The organism is Enterobacter cloacae complex sp. SHL009 (assembly GCF_049237205.1).
Taxonomy (GTDB): Bacteria; Pseudomonadota; Gammaproteobacteria; order Enterobacterales; family Enterobacteriaceae; genus Enterobacter; species Enterobacter cloacae_M.
In genome coordinates this window covers 31762-47440 of sequence record NZ_JBMKIW010000013.1, presented here as the reverse complement: position 1 = coordinate 47440, position 15679 = coordinate 31762, and the positions used below count along the sequence as shown (strand labels likewise).

The 15679-nt window shown below is 55.9% G+C and carries 16 protein-coding genes; 7 read left to right on the top strand and 9 right to left on the bottom strand.

Translation table 11 applies throughout. From position 1 onward, the window contains the following. The first annotated feature begins 139 nt into the window (after positions 1-139). The 5 genes from fieF to ACOTZC_RS21500 all read left to right on the top strand — a co-directional run bounded on the left by fieF (position 140) and on the right by ACOTZC_RS21500 (position 5621). Positions 140-1033, top strand: a complete 894-nt coding sequence (gene fieF / locus ACOTZC_RS21520) for a CDF family cation-efflux transporter FieF (RefSeq protein WP_023309697.1) — start codon at positions 140-142, stop codon at positions 1031-1033. A 174-nt stretch (positions 1034-1207) separates the two neighbouring features. Then, the gene (gene pfkA / locus ACOTZC_RS21515; RefSeq protein ID WP_023309696.1) at positions 1208-2170 is read left to right on the top strand and encodes a 6-phosphofructokinase; all 963 of its coding nucleotides are present in this window, start codon (positions 1208-1210) and stop codon (positions 2168-2170) included. A gap of 232 nt (positions 2171-2402) precedes the next feature. Next, positions 2403-3392 (top strand): sulfate ABC transporter substrate-binding protein, encoded by a 990-nt coding sequence (locus ACOTZC_RS21510; protein ID WP_023309695.1) that lies wholly within the window; start codon positions 2403-2405, stop codon positions 3390-3392. Between the two features lie 107 nt (positions 3393-3499). After that, complete coding sequence (locus ACOTZC_RS21505; RefSeq protein WP_045404239.1) at positions 3500-4243, top strand: CDP-diacylglycerol diphosphatase; 744 nt, start codon at positions 3500-3502, stop codon at positions 4241-4243. 73 nt (positions 4244-4316) lie between these two features. Continuing rightward, positions 4317-5621, top strand: coding sequence for an SLC13 family permease (locus ACOTZC_RS21500; RefSeq protein WP_045404240.1), 1305 nt, complete (start codon positions 4317-4319; stop codon positions 5619-5621). 81 nt (positions 5622-5702) lie between these two features. Here the strand turns inward: ACOTZC_RS21500 and tpiA are convergent, their stop codons facing one another. Both tpiA and ACOTZC_RS21490 read right to left on the bottom strand, forming a co-directional pair. Next, positions 5703-6470 (bottom strand): triose-phosphate isomerase, encoded by a 768-nt coding sequence (gene tpiA, locus ACOTZC_RS21495; protein WP_014172206.1) that lies wholly within the window; start codon positions 6468-6470, stop codon positions 5703-5705. 111 nt (positions 6471-6581) lie between these two features. Further along, positions 6582-7178: a DUF1454 family protein gene (locus ACOTZC_RS21490; RefSeq protein ID WP_023309692.1), complete on the bottom strand. Its 597-nt coding sequence runs from the start codon at positions 7176-7178 to the stop codon at positions 6582-6584. Positions 7179-7290: 112 nt separating this feature from the next. Here ACOTZC_RS21490 and ACOTZC_RS21485 point away from each other — a divergent pair, with 112 nt between their 5' ends. Next, positions 7291-7710, top strand: a complete 420-nt coding sequence (locus ACOTZC_RS21485) for a DUF805 domain-containing protein (RefSeq protein ID WP_045404241.1) — start codon at positions 7291-7293, stop codon at positions 7708-7710. Here the strand turns inward: ACOTZC_RS21485 and fpr are convergent, their stop codons facing one another. The 4 genes from fpr to ACOTZC_RS21465 all read right to left on the bottom strand — a co-directional run bounded on the left by fpr (position 7711) and on the right by ACOTZC_RS21465 (position 12055). Beyond that, positions 7711-8457: a ferredoxin--NADP(+) reductase gene (gene fpr / locus ACOTZC_RS21480; protein ID WP_045355538.1), complete on the bottom strand. Its 747-nt coding sequence runs from the start codon at positions 8455-8457 to the stop codon at positions 7711-7713. A 96-nt stretch (positions 8458-8553) separates the two neighbouring features. Continuing rightward, the gene (gene glpX / locus ACOTZC_RS21475; RefSeq protein ID WP_045404242.1) at positions 8554-9564 is read right to left on the bottom strand and encodes a class II fructose-bisphosphatase; all 1011 of its coding nucleotides are present in this window, start codon (positions 9562-9564) and stop codon (positions 8554-8556) included. Between the two features lie 115 nt (positions 9565-9679). Then, positions 9680-11188, bottom strand: coding sequence for a glycerol kinase GlpK (gene glpK, locus ACOTZC_RS21470; protein ID WP_023309688.1), 1509 nt, complete (start codon positions 11186-11188; stop codon positions 9680-9682). 21 nt (positions 11189-11209) lie between these two features. Continuing rightward, positions 11210-12055, bottom strand: a complete 846-nt coding sequence (locus ACOTZC_RS21465; protein ID WP_014885705.1) for an MIP/aquaporin family protein — start codon at positions 12053-12055, stop codon at positions 11210-11212. A gap of 399 nt (positions 12056-12454) precedes the next feature. On the opposite strand from ACOTZC_RS21465, the gene zapB reads away from it, so the two are divergent. Next, positions 12455-12694 (top strand): septal ring assembly protein ZapB, encoded by a 240-nt coding sequence (gene zapB / locus ACOTZC_RS21460; RefSeq protein ID WP_010436935.1) that lies wholly within the window; start codon positions 12455-12457, stop codon positions 12692-12694. Positions 12695-12777: 83 nt separating this feature from the next. Here zapB and rraA read toward each other — a convergent pair whose 3' ends face one another. From rraA to hslU, 3 genes are all read right to left on the bottom strand, one after another. After that, positions 12778-13263 (bottom strand): ribonuclease E activity regulator RraA, encoded by a 486-nt coding sequence (rraA, locus tag ACOTZC_RS21455; protein WP_023309687.1) that lies wholly within the window; start codon positions 13261-13263, stop codon positions 12778-12780. A gap of 92 nt (positions 13264-13355) precedes the next feature. Next, positions 13356-14276: a 1,4-dihydroxy-2-naphthoate polyprenyltransferase gene (menA, locus tag ACOTZC_RS21450; RefSeq protein ID WP_023309686.1), complete on the bottom strand. Its 921-nt coding sequence runs from the start codon at positions 14274-14276 to the stop codon at positions 13356-13358. A gap of 68 nt (positions 14277-14344) precedes the next feature. Then, entirely contained in the window at positions 14345-15679 is a 1335-nt protein-coding gene (gene hslU / locus ACOTZC_RS21445) for an HslU--HslV peptidase ATPase subunit (RefSeq protein ID WP_023309685.1), read from the bottom strand.

The window sequence follows — 15679 nt, the reverse complement described above, 5'->3', positions numbered from 1 at the left end:
TGCCATAGACACCATCCCTGTCTTCCCCCACATGATGTGGGGGTTTTTTTTGCCCCGCATCCGCCCTGTTAACCGTTTATTCATCCTTAGACTCCCCATGCTTCCGTTATAATAGCGGCATGACATGACAGGAGCGTTTATGAATCAATCCTATGGAAGACTGGTAAGCCGGGCCGCCATTGCGGCGACCGTCATGGCCTCCAGCCTGTTACTGATTAAAATCTTTGCCTGGTGGTACACCGGCTCGGTCAGTATTCTGGCGGCGCTGGTGGACTCGCTGATGGACATTGCCGCCTCGTTGACCAACCTGCTGGTCGTGCGTTACTCGCTGCAGCCAGCGGATGAAGAGCACACGTTTGGGCACGGCAAAGCGGAGTCGCTGGCCGCGCTGGCGCAAAGTATGTTTATATCCGGTTCTGCGCTGTTCCTGTTTCTCACCGGCATTCAGCATCTCGTCTCGCCGACACCGATGAACGATCCCGGCGTGGGTGTAGTTGTGACGATCGTTGCGCTTATATGCACACTTGTTCTGGTAACGTTCCAGCGTTGGGTTGTTCGCAAAACGCAAAGTCAGGCCGTACGGGCGGATATGCTTCATTATCAATCTGATGTTATGATGAATGGGGCTATTCTTATTGCGCTCGGTCTGGCCTGGTATGGCTGGCATCGCGCCGATGCGTTATTTGCGTTAGGGATTGGTATCTATATTTTATATAGCGCCCTGCGGATGGGGTATGAAGCGGTGCAATCACTGCTTGACCGCGCCCTCCCGGACTCAGAACGTAATGAAATTTTTTCTATCGTGACCTCCTGGCCCGGCGTCAGCGGTGCACACGATCTTCGAACGCGGCAGTCAGGGCCGACCCGCTTTATTCAGATTCATATTGAAATGGAAGACAACCTGCCACTGGTTCAGGCTCACGTTATTGCTGAGCAGGTCGAGCAGGCGATTTTGCAGCGTTTTCCTGGTTCAGACGTCATCATTCACCAGGATCCCTGCTCGGTTGTACCCGGTCATGTTGGGCTTTCGTAATTCGTTGTAAAAAAGTGAGCCAGGCCAGCATTTTGTGTATAAATTACCGCCGTTTGGTCTGACCTGAATCAATTCAGCTGGAAGGGATTGATATACTATTTGCAGTATTCGTTGGTCGATAAGTTTCTTCCGGCAACAGATTTCAATTTTGCATTCCTAAGTTCAGAGGTAGTCATGATTAAGAAAATCGGTGTGTTGACAAGCGGCGGTGATGCGCCGGGCATGAACGCGGCAATTCGTGGTGTTGTCCGTGCAGCGCTGACGGAAGGCCTGGAAGTTTTTGGCGTTTATGACGGTTATCTGGGCCTGTATGAAGATCGTATGGTTCAGCTCGACCGTTACAGCGTGTCTGACATGATCAACCGTGGCGGTACTTTCCTCGGTTCCGCGCGCTTCCCGGAATTCCGTGATGAACACGTTCGTGAAGTGGCTATCGAAAACATGAAGAAACGCGGCCTGGACGCCCTGGTGGTTATCGGTGGTGACGGCTCCTACATGGGTGCAAAACGTCTGACCGAAATGGGCTTCCCGTGCATCGGTCTGCCGGGCACCATCGACAACGACATCAAAGGTACTGACTACACTATCGGCTTCTTTACTGCGCTGGGTACCGTTGTTGAAGCGATTGACCGTCTGCGTGACACCTCTTCTTCTCACCAGCGTATCTCTATCGTTGAAGTGATGGGCCGTTACTGTGGCGACCTGACGCTGGCGGCAGCCATTGCGGGCGGTTGTGAATTTATCGTCGTGCCAGAAGTCGAATTTAGCCGTGAAGATCTGGTGGCTGAAATCAAAGCAGGCATCGCGAAAGGTAAAAAACACGCAATCGTGGCTATCACCGAGCACATCTGTGACGTTGACGAGCTGGCGAAGTACATCGAAGCCGAAACCAAACGCGAAACTCGCGCGACCGTACTGGGTCACATCCAGCGCGGCGGTTCACCAGGCCCTTACGACCGTATTCTGGCGTCCCGTATGGGCGCGTACGCTATCGATCTGCTGCTGCAGGGTCACGGCGGCCGCTGCGTCGGTATTCAGAACGAAAAACTGGTTCACCACGACATCATCGACGCGATTGAAAACATGAAGCGTCCGTTCAAAGGTGACTGGCTGGACTGCGCGAAAAAATTGTACTGATCGGCTCTGTTGCCCGGTGGCGGCAAGGTAAATGCAAAACGGTAACTCTTGGGTTACCGTTTTTTTATGGTTGCTCCCTCTCCCGTGGGAGAGGGTTGGAGTGAGGGCATCAGGCCGCTCATCCACTTCTTTTATTCCACTACGTTATAGCCAATCTTTTTTTATTCTTTAATCCTCGATTCGCTTTCTGGCACGCTGCATTCATCAAAACACTACACAAGAGAGCTGGGCGATGAATAAATGGGGCGTGGGTTTAACATTATTGCTGGCATCGACCAGCGTTCTGGCTAAGGATATCCAGTTACTGAACGTGTCATACGACCCGACGCGTGAACTGTACGAGCAATACAACAAGGCGTTTGCGGCGCACTGGAAACAGGAAACCGGCGATAATGTGGTGGTTCGCCAGTCGCATGGCGGCTCCGGCAAGCAGGCGACGTCCGTGATAAACGGTATCGAAGCCGACGTGGTAACCCTGGCGCTGGCCTACGATGTTGATGCGATTGCCGAGCGCGGCCGCATCGACAAAAACTGGATCAAACGCCTGCCGGATAACTCCGCACCCTACACCTCGACCATCGTCTTCCTGGTGCGTAAAGGAAACCCGAAACAAATTAAAGACTGGAACGACCTGATCAAACCGGGCGTTTCTGTCATTACCCCGAACCCGAAAAGCTCCGGCGGCGCTCGCTGGAACTACCTCGGCGCGTGGGGATATGCACTGCATCACAATAATGGCGACCAGGCCAAAGCGCAGGAATTCGTGAAAGCGCTGTATAAAAACGTTGAGGTGCTGGACTCCGGCGCGCGTGGCGCCACCAACACCTTCGTTGAGCGCGGGATTGGCGACGTGCTGATTGCCTGGGAAAACGAAGCTCTGCTGGCGACCCACGAGCTGGGTAAAGACAAATTCGAGATCGTGACCCCGAGCGAATCGATTCTGGCTGAGCCGACCGTTTCCGTGGTCGATAAAGTGGTTGAGAAGAAAGATACCAAAGCGGTGGCGGAAGCCTACCTGAAGTATCTGTACTCGCCAGAAGGCCAGGAAATTGCGGCGAAAAACTTCTATCGTCCACGCGATGCGGCGGTCGCCAAGAAATACGAAGGGGAGTTCCCTAAACTGAAGCTATTCACTATTGACGATGTGTTCGGCGGCTGGACGAAAGCGCAGAAAGAGCACTTCTCCAATGGCGGTACCTTCGACCAAATTAGCCAGCGCTAACCATTAGCCTGTGACACGGTGACCCGGCGTGAGAAATCCGCCGGGTTTTTTATTTGGTCATCATTTTGCGTTACTCTTTTGCCTCTATTGAAAACAGGGAACGCGTTGTGAAAAAAATTATCTTATTGATCCTTATTGTCATCGCCCTTGCCGCTGGCGGCGTGTACTGGATGAAAGCGGGTAATCCGAATGCGTTGCGCCATATCGTTCTCGACCAGTGTGTGCCGAATCAGATCCAGAACCGTAACCCGGCACCCTGTGCGCAGGTGAAAACGGATGCAGGCTATGTGGTATTTAAAGATCGCAACGGGCCGCTGCAATACCTGCTGATGCCAACATATCGCATCAAAGGTACCGAGAGCCCGCTGCTGACCGACGCTCATACGCCGAACTTTTTCTGGCTGGCGTGGCAGTCGCGCAGCTTTATGACCCTGAAGCGTGGATCCGAGGTGCCTGATAGCGCCATTTCGCTGACGATTAACTCGCCGACTGGCCGCACGCAGAACCATTTTCATATTCATATCTCCTGCCTGCGCCCGGACGTGCGCGAGAAGCTCAACGCGGCGCAGGGAGAAATCAGCACCCAGTGGCTGCCGTTCCCGGGCGGGCTCGAAGGCCATGAGTATCTTGCGCGTCGGGTGACGGAGAATGAGCTGGTCCAGCGCAGCCCGTTTATGATGCTGGCGGAAGAGCTGCCGGAAGCGCGCGAGCATATGGGGCGTTTCGCGCTGGCAATGGCGCAGCAGTCGGATGGCTCTTTTGTTTTGCTGGCGACCGAGCGTAACCTGCTCACGCTTAACCGCGCGTCTGCGGAGGAATTGCAGGATCATCAATGCGCTATCCTGAAGTAACCCCACCATAAATCGCGTTTACTCGGGCTGCCTGTCACCGTAGACTTGCTGAAAAATTCTACAGGAGACAGGTATGTCGCTCTGGTTAACGTATCCTCTGCTGCTGCCCTCACTGATCGTTGGCGTCACCATCGTGCTGTGGGCGACGTCGCTATTGCCGGAATTTATCACCGCGCTGCTGTTCTTCACGGCGGCGATGACCGCCAGAATCGCCCCGCCGGAGGTCATCTTCGGCGGTTTTGCCTCGTCGGCTTTCTGGCTGGTATTCAGCGGCTTTGTGCTTGGCGTGGCGATCCGTAAAACCGGACTGGCGGACAGGGCCGCCCGGGCGCTGTCGGCAAAGCTCACCGACTCCTGGGTGTTGATGGTGGCGAGCGTGGTGCTGCTGAGCTACGCGCTGGCGTTTGTGATGCCGTCGAACATGGGACGTATTGCGCTGCTGATGCCGATTGTCGCGGCGATGGCAAAACGCGCCGGTATCGCCGACGGCTCCCGCGCCTGGTTCGGGCTGGCGCTGGCGGTGGGGTTCGGGACTTTCCAGCTTTCGGCGACGATCCTGCCTGCTAACGTCCCTAACCTGGTGATGAGCGGTGCGGCGGAAGGTTCGTACGGCATCCATCTGAACTATGTCCCTTATCTGCTGCTGCACACGCCGGTGCTGGGCATTCTCAAAGGCCTGATTCTGATTGGCCTCATCAGCTGGCTATTTCCCGGCAGCCCAAAACCGCCGAAAGAACAGGCGCCGTCTGAGCCTATGGGGCGGGACGAAAAGCGTCTTGCCTGGCTGCTGGCGGTGGTGCTGGGGATGTGGGTTACGGAGAGCTGGCACGGCGTGGGGCCCGCGTGGACGGGGCTGGCGGCGTCGATCATCGTTATGCTGCCGCGCATTGGTTTCATTACCGGGGAAGAGTTTTCTGCGGGGGTGAATATGCGCACCTGTATCTACGTTGCCGGTATTCTGGGGCTGGCGATCGTCGTGACGCAAACCGGTATCGGAACGGCGGTGGGCGAGGCGTTGCTCCGCATTATGCCGCTGGATGCAGACAGACCGTTCACCAGCTTCCTGGCGCTGACCGGTATTACCACGGCGCTCAACTTCATTATGACCGCCAACGGCGTGCCGGCGCTTTACACCACGCTGGCGCAGAGCTTCTCGGACGCGACCGGTTTCCCGCTGCTGTCGGTGATCATGATTCAGGTGCTGGGCTATTCCACGCCGCTGCTGCCGTATCAGGCGTCGCCGATCGTGGTGGCGATGGGGCTAGGAAAGGTGCCTGCCAGGGCGGGGATGATGCTTTGTCTGGCGCTGGCTATTGCAACGTATCTGGTGCTGCTGCCGCTGGATTATCTGTGGTTTAGCCTGCTGGGACGGCTGTAAAAAAGCCCGGTGGCGCTGACGCTTACCGGGCCTACAAAACCGTAGGGCGGGTTAGCGAAGCGCCACCCGCCACAAAGGCAATTACGCCTGTTTAGCCGCTTCTGCCGCTTTAACGATCACCGCGAAAGCGTCAGCTTTCAGGGATGCACCGCCAACCAGTGCGCCATCGATGTCTGGCTGGGTGAACAGCTCAGCAGCGTTGGAAGCGTTTACGGAACCGCCGTACTGAATAATCACTTGCTCAGCGACCTTCGCGTCGGCTTTAGCAATGTGGTCACGAATGAATTTGTGAACCGCCTGAGCCTGCGCAGGGGTTGCAGATTTGCCGGTACCGATCGCCCAGACTGGCTCGTAAGCGATTACCGCGCCTTCGAACGCTGCCGCGCCCTGGGTTTTCAGCACTGCGTCGATCTGACGTGCACATACTTCTTCGGTTTTGCCCGCTTCGTTTTCCGCTTCGGTTTCACCGATGCACAGAACCGGGATCAGACCCTGCTCTTTCAGCACGGCGAATTTCTTCGCGATGAACTCATCGGATTCTTTGTGATAGGTGCGACGCTCGGAGTGGCCGATGATGATGTATTTTGCGCCGATATCTTTCAGCATTTCAGCGGAGGTTTCACCGGTGAACGCGCCAGACAGGTTAACGTCAACGTTCTGCGCGCCCAGAATGATGTGGCTGCCGTCAGCGGCGTGTTTAGCCAGATCCAGGTACATATCCGGCGGAGCGATAGCAACCGCGCAGCCCGTCACGCCAGCCAGCTCTTTACGCAGGTTCGCAACCAGCTCGTTTACCATGTGGCGGCTGCCGTTCAGTTTCCAGTTACCCATCACTAAAGGATGTCGCATTTCAATTCTCCACGCTAAATAAGCGAATTAAGGAATATGGCCACCCTGTCGGGCAGCATGGTCTGTGAATCAGTATAGAGATTTTCCCTCGAAAGGCTTTGCTTTTTGTCATTAATTCGCCCCGCCGAGGGTGTCAGATAGTGCCAGCTTAATCGGTTCAACAGCGAAGGTCAGTCCTTTTTCGCCGTTGTCCGCCACAACATAGCGGATCGCGCCTTCGGTATCAGCGTAGTAACGCTTGTTTTTCCCGGCGGTAAGGAGTTTTTGCAGCTTTTGCTGACTTTGTTTTTTCGTCAGCGCAGGGGTAAAGGCCTGCAGTACCGCGCTCATGTACTCCAGCGCTTTCGCCTTAGCGGCTTTCTGCTCTGGCCCCTGTATCGGCAGCCAGGTGATTTGCATGCTTTTGATTTTTAACGTACCGCGCTCCAGCGCCGTGGAAGCATACAAATTCTCATTTATCTTGCTTGCCGCACGAGTCAGTGTAGGGGTATCGCGGGAGCCATCAATGGCACGAAACTCATCCAGCGGCAGCGTGGGATTGGTCTGATTGAAGGTTTCACGGAACTGGCTGATGGACTGATCGAACGACGGCGCGCCCGCCAGCAGATAGGGTGCTGTGGTCGGGGCTGTGGTTTCGGCGGCGTGCAGGGGATAACCCGCGCTGAGCAGCGCTAAACACAGGAAAAGAGAACGTGCCGAACTTTTCATCAACATTGCCCCTGGCCGTAAGTGCTCATGATTAAAACGATATCTGGTCGGCTTGTCAAAAGGTCACAACTCCAGGGTAAAATGCGCGCTATACGATAATAAGGAACCTTACATGACCATACAGCAGTGGCTGTTTTCATTCAAAGGGCGTATTGGACGCCGTGATTTCTGGATCTGGATGGTGACGTGGGTTATCGCCATGCTGCTTCTGTTTTTCGTTGCTTACAATGCCTGGCTGAGCACGCAAACGGCGGCCTTCGCGCTGGTCTGCCTGCTATGGCCAACGGCGGCGGTTGTCGTAAAACGGCTGCACGATCGCGGACGTTCCGGCGCGTGGGCATTTCTGATTATTCTGGCGTGGATGCTGGTGGCCGGAAACTGGGCGATGCTGCCGTCCATCCTGCCGTGGGTCGTGGGCAGGCTGCTGCCGTCGGTCATCTTCGTGATGATGATTGTCGATCTGGGCGCGTTTATTGGCACCCAGAGCGAAAACAAATACGGTAAAGACACCCTTGAGGTGAAATACCGCTGATCACCAGTAGTGTTCGGCGGTCATATGGCCCGGTCGGCGGCGAAGATGTTTCGTCATCTGCCGGGTATCCTTCAGAAGCTGCTGCGTGTCCCGCACCATCTGCGGGTTGCCGCACAGCATGACGTGGCTGGTCTCAGCGTTCAGCGGCAAACCCACCGCGTCTTCCAGGGCTCCACTCTCAATTAACGCCGGCACGCGGCCGGTAAGCGCTCCTGCTACGGTTTCGCGGCTGACCACCGTCTGAATCTTTAACTTCCCGCCGTACTGCTGTTCAAGCGCCTGCATCTGCGGCAAATAGCTCAGGTCTGCGGCGTAGCGCGCAGCGTGAACCAGCACGATGTTTTTAAAGCGCTCCAGGTCTTTGCCGTACTGCAAAATAGAGAGATAAGGGCCGATGGCCGTACCCGTTGCCAGCATCCAGAGCGTGTCGCAGTCGGGGATCTCTTCGAGCACAAAGAAGCCTGCCGCTTCACTCACAATTTGCACGTCGTCGCCGGGCTTTAGGGCGGCAAGGCGCGGGCTGAGCTTACCGTCAGGAACGGTGACCAGATAGAACTCGAGATCCGGGTTATCAGGCGCGTTAACGTAAGAGTAGGCGCGCTGCACGCGCTCGCCGTCGACGTCCAGCCCCAGCTTCGCAAATTGCCCGGCTTTAAACGGGTGAACGGGAGCATGTACGGTGAGACTAAATAGCGCATCGGTCCAGAACTGTACCTTTGTGACTTTACCTGTTACCCAGTCCGCCATGATCTTCTCCTGTGCTGTTTCTCTGTTCTATCTTCCGTACTTGTGGTGACAATTTCCAGCCCGTCAGGGCCGGAAAGCTCTATCGATCAAACGGTTTTACAGAATGTGCGTCTGTACGTCCGGGTCTTTGCGGTCGAGATAGTGGATAGACTGGATGCGACGAATGGTGCGTGATTTACCGCGGATCAGCAGCGTTTCGGTGGTCGCCATATTGCCCTTGCGGGTGATGCCGTCCAGCAGATCGCCTTTGGTGATGCCAGTCGCCGAGAAGACCACGTTATCGCTACGGGCCATCTCGTCCAGCTCAAGCACTTTATTGGCCTCGATGCCCATCGCTTCGCAGCGCGCCAGCTCGTTTTCTCCGATACGGCGGTTCTCTTCGCTGTCGCCTTTCACCTCGTGGCGGGGCAGCAGACGGGCCTGCATATCGCCATCGAGCGCGCGGATCACTGCCGCAGAGACCACACCTTCCGGCGCGCCGCCGATGCCGTACAGCACGTCTACTTCGCTGTCCGGCATGCAGGTCAGGATCGAGGCGGCAACGTCACCGTCCGGAATGGCAAACACGCGCACGCCGAGCTTTTGCATCTGCGCGATGGTGGCGTCGTGGCGCGGTTTCGCCAGAATCGTCACGGTGAGTTCGCTAAGAGGTTTGCCCAGGGCTTTGGCGACGTTGTGCAGGTTCTCTTCCAGCGGCAGGCTAAGGTCGATTGCGCCTTTCGCGCCAGGGCCGACAATCAGCTTTTCCATGTACATATCCGGCGCGTTAAGGAAGCAGCCCTTATCGCCCACGGCCAGCACCGCCAGGGCGTTGGCCTGACCCATTGCGGTCATGCGGGTACCTTCGATCGGGTCGACGGCGATATCCACGGCATCGCCTTTGCCGGTACCGACTTTTTCACCAATATAGAGCATTGGCGCTTCGTCGATCTCGCCTTCGCCGATCACGATGGTGCCGTCGATGTTGACCTGGTTAAGTACAATGCGCATGGCATGGACGGCTGCACCGTCTGCGGTATTTTTATCGCCACGACCCAGCCACTTATAGCCTGCAAGGGCGGCCGCTTCGGTGACGCGGGAAAACTCGATAGCAAGTTCACGTTTCATGAGGTACTCGTGCAATCAAAAGGAATTGCACGAAGTTTATCACAGAGTGGGGGAGGGGAGTTTTAAGTCCCCTCTCCCCTTTGGGGAGAGGGTTAGGGTGAGGGGTAAGTTTGTCTTACTCCTCGTGTTCTTCCCACGCCAGGGCGCGTTTCACCGCTTTCTTCCAGCCGCTGTAGCGGAAGTTACGCTCGGTGGTTTCGATGCCCGGACGGAATTCGCGTTCGATAACCGCTTTTTCCTGCAGCTCGTCCAGGTTCTGCCAGAAGCCTACCGCCAGACCGGCAAGGTACGCCGCGCCCAGCGCCGTGACTTCACGCACTTCAGGGCGCTCAACGCGGGTGCCCAGAATGTCGGACTGGAACTGCATCAGGAAGTTATTCGCTACCGCACCGCCGTCCACGCGCAGGGCGTGCAGACGAATGCCGGAGTCCGCCTGCATCGCTTCCAGCACGTCTCGGGTCTGGTAGGCGATGGATTCCAGAGTGGCGCGAATAATGTGGTTAGAGTTCACGCCACGCGTCAGTCCGAAAATCGCGCCGCGTGCATACGGATCCCAGTAGGGTGCGCCCAGACCGGTGAATGCAGGCACCACGTACACGCCGTTGGTGTCTTTCACTTTGGTGGCGAAGTACTCGGAGTCGAATGCATCGCTGATCAGCTTCATCTCGTCACGCAGCCACTGGATAGACGCACCGGCCATGAACACCGCACCTTCCAGGGCATAGTTCACTTCGCCGCGCGGGCCGCAGGCGATGGTGGTCAGCAGACCGTTTTCTGATTTCACCGCTTTCTCACCGGTATTCATCAGCATAAAGCAGCCGGTGCCGTAGGTATTCTTCGCCATCCCTTCCTTGACGCACAGCTGGCCGAACAGCGCCGCCTGCTGGTCACCGGCGATACCGGCGATAGGAATACGGGTGCCACCTTTACCGCCGATGTTGGTCTGGCCGTAAACCTCAGAAGACTTGCGCACTTCAGGCAGCATCGCGCGTGGGATATCCAGCGCGTCCAGCATCTTGTCATCCCACTCCAGGGTGTTGATGTTGAACAGCATGGTACGCGAGGCGTTGGTGTAATCGGTGACGTGGACGCGTCCCTGGGTCATCTTCCAGATAAGCCAGGTATCGACGGTACCGAACAGCAGCTCGCCGCGTTTAGCACGCTCGCGTGAACCTTCTACGTGGTCGAGGATCCATTTCACTTTGGTGCCGGAGAAATACGGGTCAACCACCAGACCGGTGGCGCTGCGCACGTACTCTTCCATACCGTCGCGCTTCAGCTGTTCGCAGATCTCGGATGTACGGCGGCACTGCCAGACGATAGCGTTGTAAATGGGCTTACCGGTTTCACGTTCCCAGACAATCGTCGTTTCACGCTGGTTGGTAATACCAATCGCGGCAATCTCGTCGGAACTGATATCGGCTTTCGCCAGCACTTCGACCAGCGTGGAGCTTTGTGACGCCCAAATCTCCATCGGGTCGTGTTCTACCCAGCCTGGACGAGGATAAATTTGCTCAAATTCGCGCTGTGAAACGCTGACGATGTTCGCGTCATGATCCATTACGACAGCGCGGGAGCTGGTAGTGCCCTGGTCGAGCGCAACGATATATTTTTTTTCGGTCATGGTATGTGTCCCGTAGTCAGATTACAGCGAAGCTTTTTGTTGTGCGGTAGAAGTCGTTTCCTTCTCCTCTTCCACACAGGTGTCGCACGGTAAGTGGCGACCAATTAATTTGCGGTAGCTAAACGCACCCAGCGCAGCCCCGACAACCGGCGCAAACAGCGGTACCAGGAAGTAAGGAATGTCTTTGCCACCGGTGAAGGCGACGTCGCCCCAGCCGGCGATAAAGGCGAAGGCTTTTGGTCCGATATCACGTGCCGGGTTCATCGCGAAGCCGGTCAGCGGGCCCATGGATGCGCCAATCACCGCAATCAGCAAACCAATCAGCAGGGGTGCCAGCGGGCCGCGCGGAATGCCGTTTCCGTCGTCGGTCAGCGCCAGGATAACGCCCATCAGAATAGCGGTAATCACCATTTCAACTGCGAAAGCCTGCACAAAATTGATATGCGGGTTAGGGTAGGTTGAGAAGATGCCTGCCAGATCCAGACTTTCGACGCTGCCGCGTACCATATGATGCGTCTGTTCGAAGTCGATGAAAAGATTGTAATAAAGCCCGTAAACTAACGCCGCTGCGCAAAACGCGCCGGCAAACTGAGAAAGAATGAAAGGAACAACTTTGCGTCCGTCGAAGCACGCGAACAGCCACAGTGCGATTGTCACCGCCGGGTTAAGATGTGCACCAGAAACCCCAGCAGTCAGGTAGATGGCCATCGCCACGCCCAGACCCCAGATGATACTGATTTCCCACTGACCAAAACTGGCACCCGCCACTTTCAGTGCAGCGACACAGCCCACTCCGAAGAATATCAACAACCCGGTACCAAGGAACTCGGCAATGCACTGGCCTTTTAAGGTTGATGTCTGACTCATAATCGGAATCCTGAAGAAATTGATGTTTATTGTTAGCATGGCCGCCCGTGACAGCCACGATGCCCTGTAGACATAGTGTTAATTTATCGTTAACGAGCAAAAACGAGAAATATCGAAATCAAAATGTGTGGTCTGTGTCAATAAAATGAGCGTTTTCGCGCCATAAAGCACATTTTTGCATCAGTACAGGAATGTGAGCTGAATCATTTCATTAACGAATCAGTTAACAATTTAGGGGTATATGACGCGAACACACCAGGACCAGACCTAAAAGTGTTGCAAACCGCGATCTGCGCGGTGTGTCGCTGGACACAGAGCGCCGCGCTCCATACAATCGACGGTATATGTCGTGCGCGTTTATGTTAAAGCGTCGCCTTGCAATTCAGGAGAGGTAGCATCATGTCTTTAGAAGTGTTTGAGAAACTGGAATCGAAAGTACAGCAGGCGATTGACACCATCACCCTGCTGCAGATGGAAATTGAAGAGCTGAAAGAAAAGAACAACAGCCTGGCGCAGGAAGTTCAGAACGCTCAGCACGGCCGCGAAGAGCTGGAGCGCGAAAACAACCAGCTGCGTGAACAGCAGAACGGCTGGCAGGATCGCCTGCAGGCGCTGCTGGGACGTATGGAAGAAGTTTAATTTCTCTCGGGAAATACAGATGAAATAAGCCGGGTAAGGCGTCGCCGCCACCCGGCTTTTTTATGGTTCTCGCTGACTTTTTACTACTCGATATCCAGCGGATCTTCGGAAAGGATAATGCCGGTATTATCGGCGTAGAGATGATCCCCGGAGAAGAAGGTCACGCCGCCGAAATTGACGCGCACGTCGCTTTCGCCGATGCCGTCACCTGCCGCCCCTACCGGTATGGCCGCGATGGCCTGAATCCCGATATCCAGGTCTTCCAGATCGTCCACCTGACGTACGGAACCGTACACCACAAGGCCTTCCCACTCATTCTGAACGGCAATGCCGGCCAGCTCAGCATCTATTAATGCACGGCGCACGGAACCGCCGCCGTCGACCACAAGAACGCGGCCGCGGCCATTCTGTTCGAGCAGATCGTACAGCAACCCGTTGTCCTCGAAACATTTCACCGTGACGATTTGACCGCCAAACGACGACCTCCCACCAAAGTTGGAGAACAGCGGTTCAACGACGTTGACATCTTCCTGGTAGATGTCACAAAGCTCGGAGGTATCGTATTTCATAGGTTTAACGCTCAGTTGCTGCGAATGTGTTCAGTATATCGTGCGAAATGCGTTGTTGGCAAAATCATCAATTGTTAATTGATATTTGTCAGCTAACGCAGCGTCTGGCTTAAAACAATCCCGATGACGAACAAAAGGTTAGTCAGCAACGCGCCTTTTACCGTACGTTCCAGCATTGGCGGCATGGCGGACGGGCTGAGTTCACGCATCACAAAGCGGGCCTGCTTAATCAGCAGCGGCGCGGCAAGCACAAACAGCCAGCCCCACAGGCTCTGCAAGGAAATCAGGTTAAACAGCGCCAGGCAAACCAGCGCGCCAATGAGCAGACAGGCGTGATAGCGGCGCGCATTGACCGGCCCCAGACGAACCGCCAGGGTGTTTTTGCCGTTCTCGCGATCGCTGTCGATGTCGCGCAGGTTGTTGATGTTGAGCACCGCCGTCGCCAGCAGGCCGCAGGCGGTCGCGGGCAGGAACAGGGCAGGGATCACCGTATGCGCCTGCAGGTACCAGCTTCCCATCACGCTCAGCCAGCCGAAGAACACCAGTACGGAGATATCCCCGAGCCCAATATAACCGTAAGGACGCGTGCCGACGGTGTAGGTGATGGCCGCGATAATGGCCAGTAAGCCCAGCACCAGGAAGCCAATGAAATCGCTGGTGGTCTTAGACGCCACCGTCACCAGCGCCAGGCCGGATACGCAGATCAGCGCTACGGTGATAATCAGCGCGCGTTTCATCTGCGCCTGGGTAATCACCCCTTTCTGCATTCCGCGCAGTGGCCCTATGCGGTCCGGCTTGTCGCTGCCTTTTACCGCGTCGCCGTAGTCGTTGGCGAGATTGGAGAGAATTTGCAGCAGGCCGGCGGTAATCAGTGCCAGCGCGGCGACCAGCGGATCAAAATAACCCTGCCACCAGGCAAGGGCGGTGCCGACGATAATTGCGGCAAAGGCCAGAGGAAGCGTTTTAGGGCGCAGACTTTCGAGCCACGCCTGAGTACGGCTGATGTCAGTCATAAGTATTTAGCCAATAAAAATGGGGGCATTAGCCCCCATTAAACGTGATGAGAATCCAGTAACCGCGATTATAGGATAAAACGGCTCAGATCTTCATCTGCCACTAACGCATCCAGATGTTTACTCACATATTCTGCGTCAATGGTAACGGTTTGACCGTTAAGGTCGCTCGCGTCGTAAGAGATATCTTCAACCAGGCGTTCCAGCACGGTATGCAGGCGACGCGCACCGATGTTCTCGGTGGTTTCGTTGACCTGCCATGCGGCCTGGGCAATACGCTTGATACCGTCTTCGGTGAACTCGAGGTTCACGCCTTCGGTCGCCATCAGCGCTTTGTACTGTACGGTAGCAGAGGCGTTTGGCTCGGTCAGGATACGTTCGAAATCTTCGGTCGTCAGCGCCTGCAGCTCAACGCGGATAGGCAGACGGCCCTGCAGTTCCGGGATCAGATCCGACGGGCTGGCAACCTGGAACGCCCCTGAAGCGATAAACAGGATGTGGTCCGTTTTCACCATGCCGTGCTTGGTGGAGACGGTGCAGCCTTCAACCAGCGGCAGCAGGTCGCGCTGAACGCCTTCGCGGGACACGTCCGGGCCGGAGCTGTTGCCGCCGCGCTTACAAATTTTGTCGATTTCGTCGATAAACACGATACCGTGCTGCTCAACCGCGTCGATAGCGTCCTGCTTCAGCTCTTCCGGGTTTACCAGCTTCGCCGCTTCTTCTTCAATCAGCAACTTCATCGCGTCTTTAATTTTCAGCTTACGCGCTTTCTGCTTCTGGCCGCCCAGGTTCTGGAACATGGACTGCAGCTGGCTGGTCATCTCTTCCATGCCCGGAGGCGCCATGATTTCCACACCCATTGGCGCGGCAGCGAGATCGATCTCAATCTCTTTGTCGTCCAGCTGGCCTTCACGCAGCTTCTTGCGGAATGCCTGACGCGCAGCGGACGGTTCCGCCTGCTGCTCTGCCTGGCCCCAGTTGTTTTTTGCAGGTGGGATCAGCACGTCGAGAATGCGCTCCTCGGCCATCTCTTCCGCGCGATAGCGGTTTTTCTCGATCGCCTGGACGCGCACCATCTTGATCGCCGAATCGGTCAGATCGCGGATGATGGAGTCCACTTCTTTACCCACATAGCCCACTTCGGTGAACTTGGTGGCTTCAACTTTGATGAACGGCGCGTTCGCCAGCTTCGCCAGACGACGGGCGATTTCGGTTTTACCGACGCCGGTCGGGCCGATCATCAGGATGTTTTTTGGCGTCACTTCGTGGCGCAGCTCTTCGTCAAGCTGCATCCGACGCCAGCGGTTACGCAGAGCAATAGCCACGGAACGCTTGGCGTTATCCTGGCCGATAATGTGTTTGTTCAGTTCGCTGACAATTTCGCGTGGGGTCATTTCAGACAT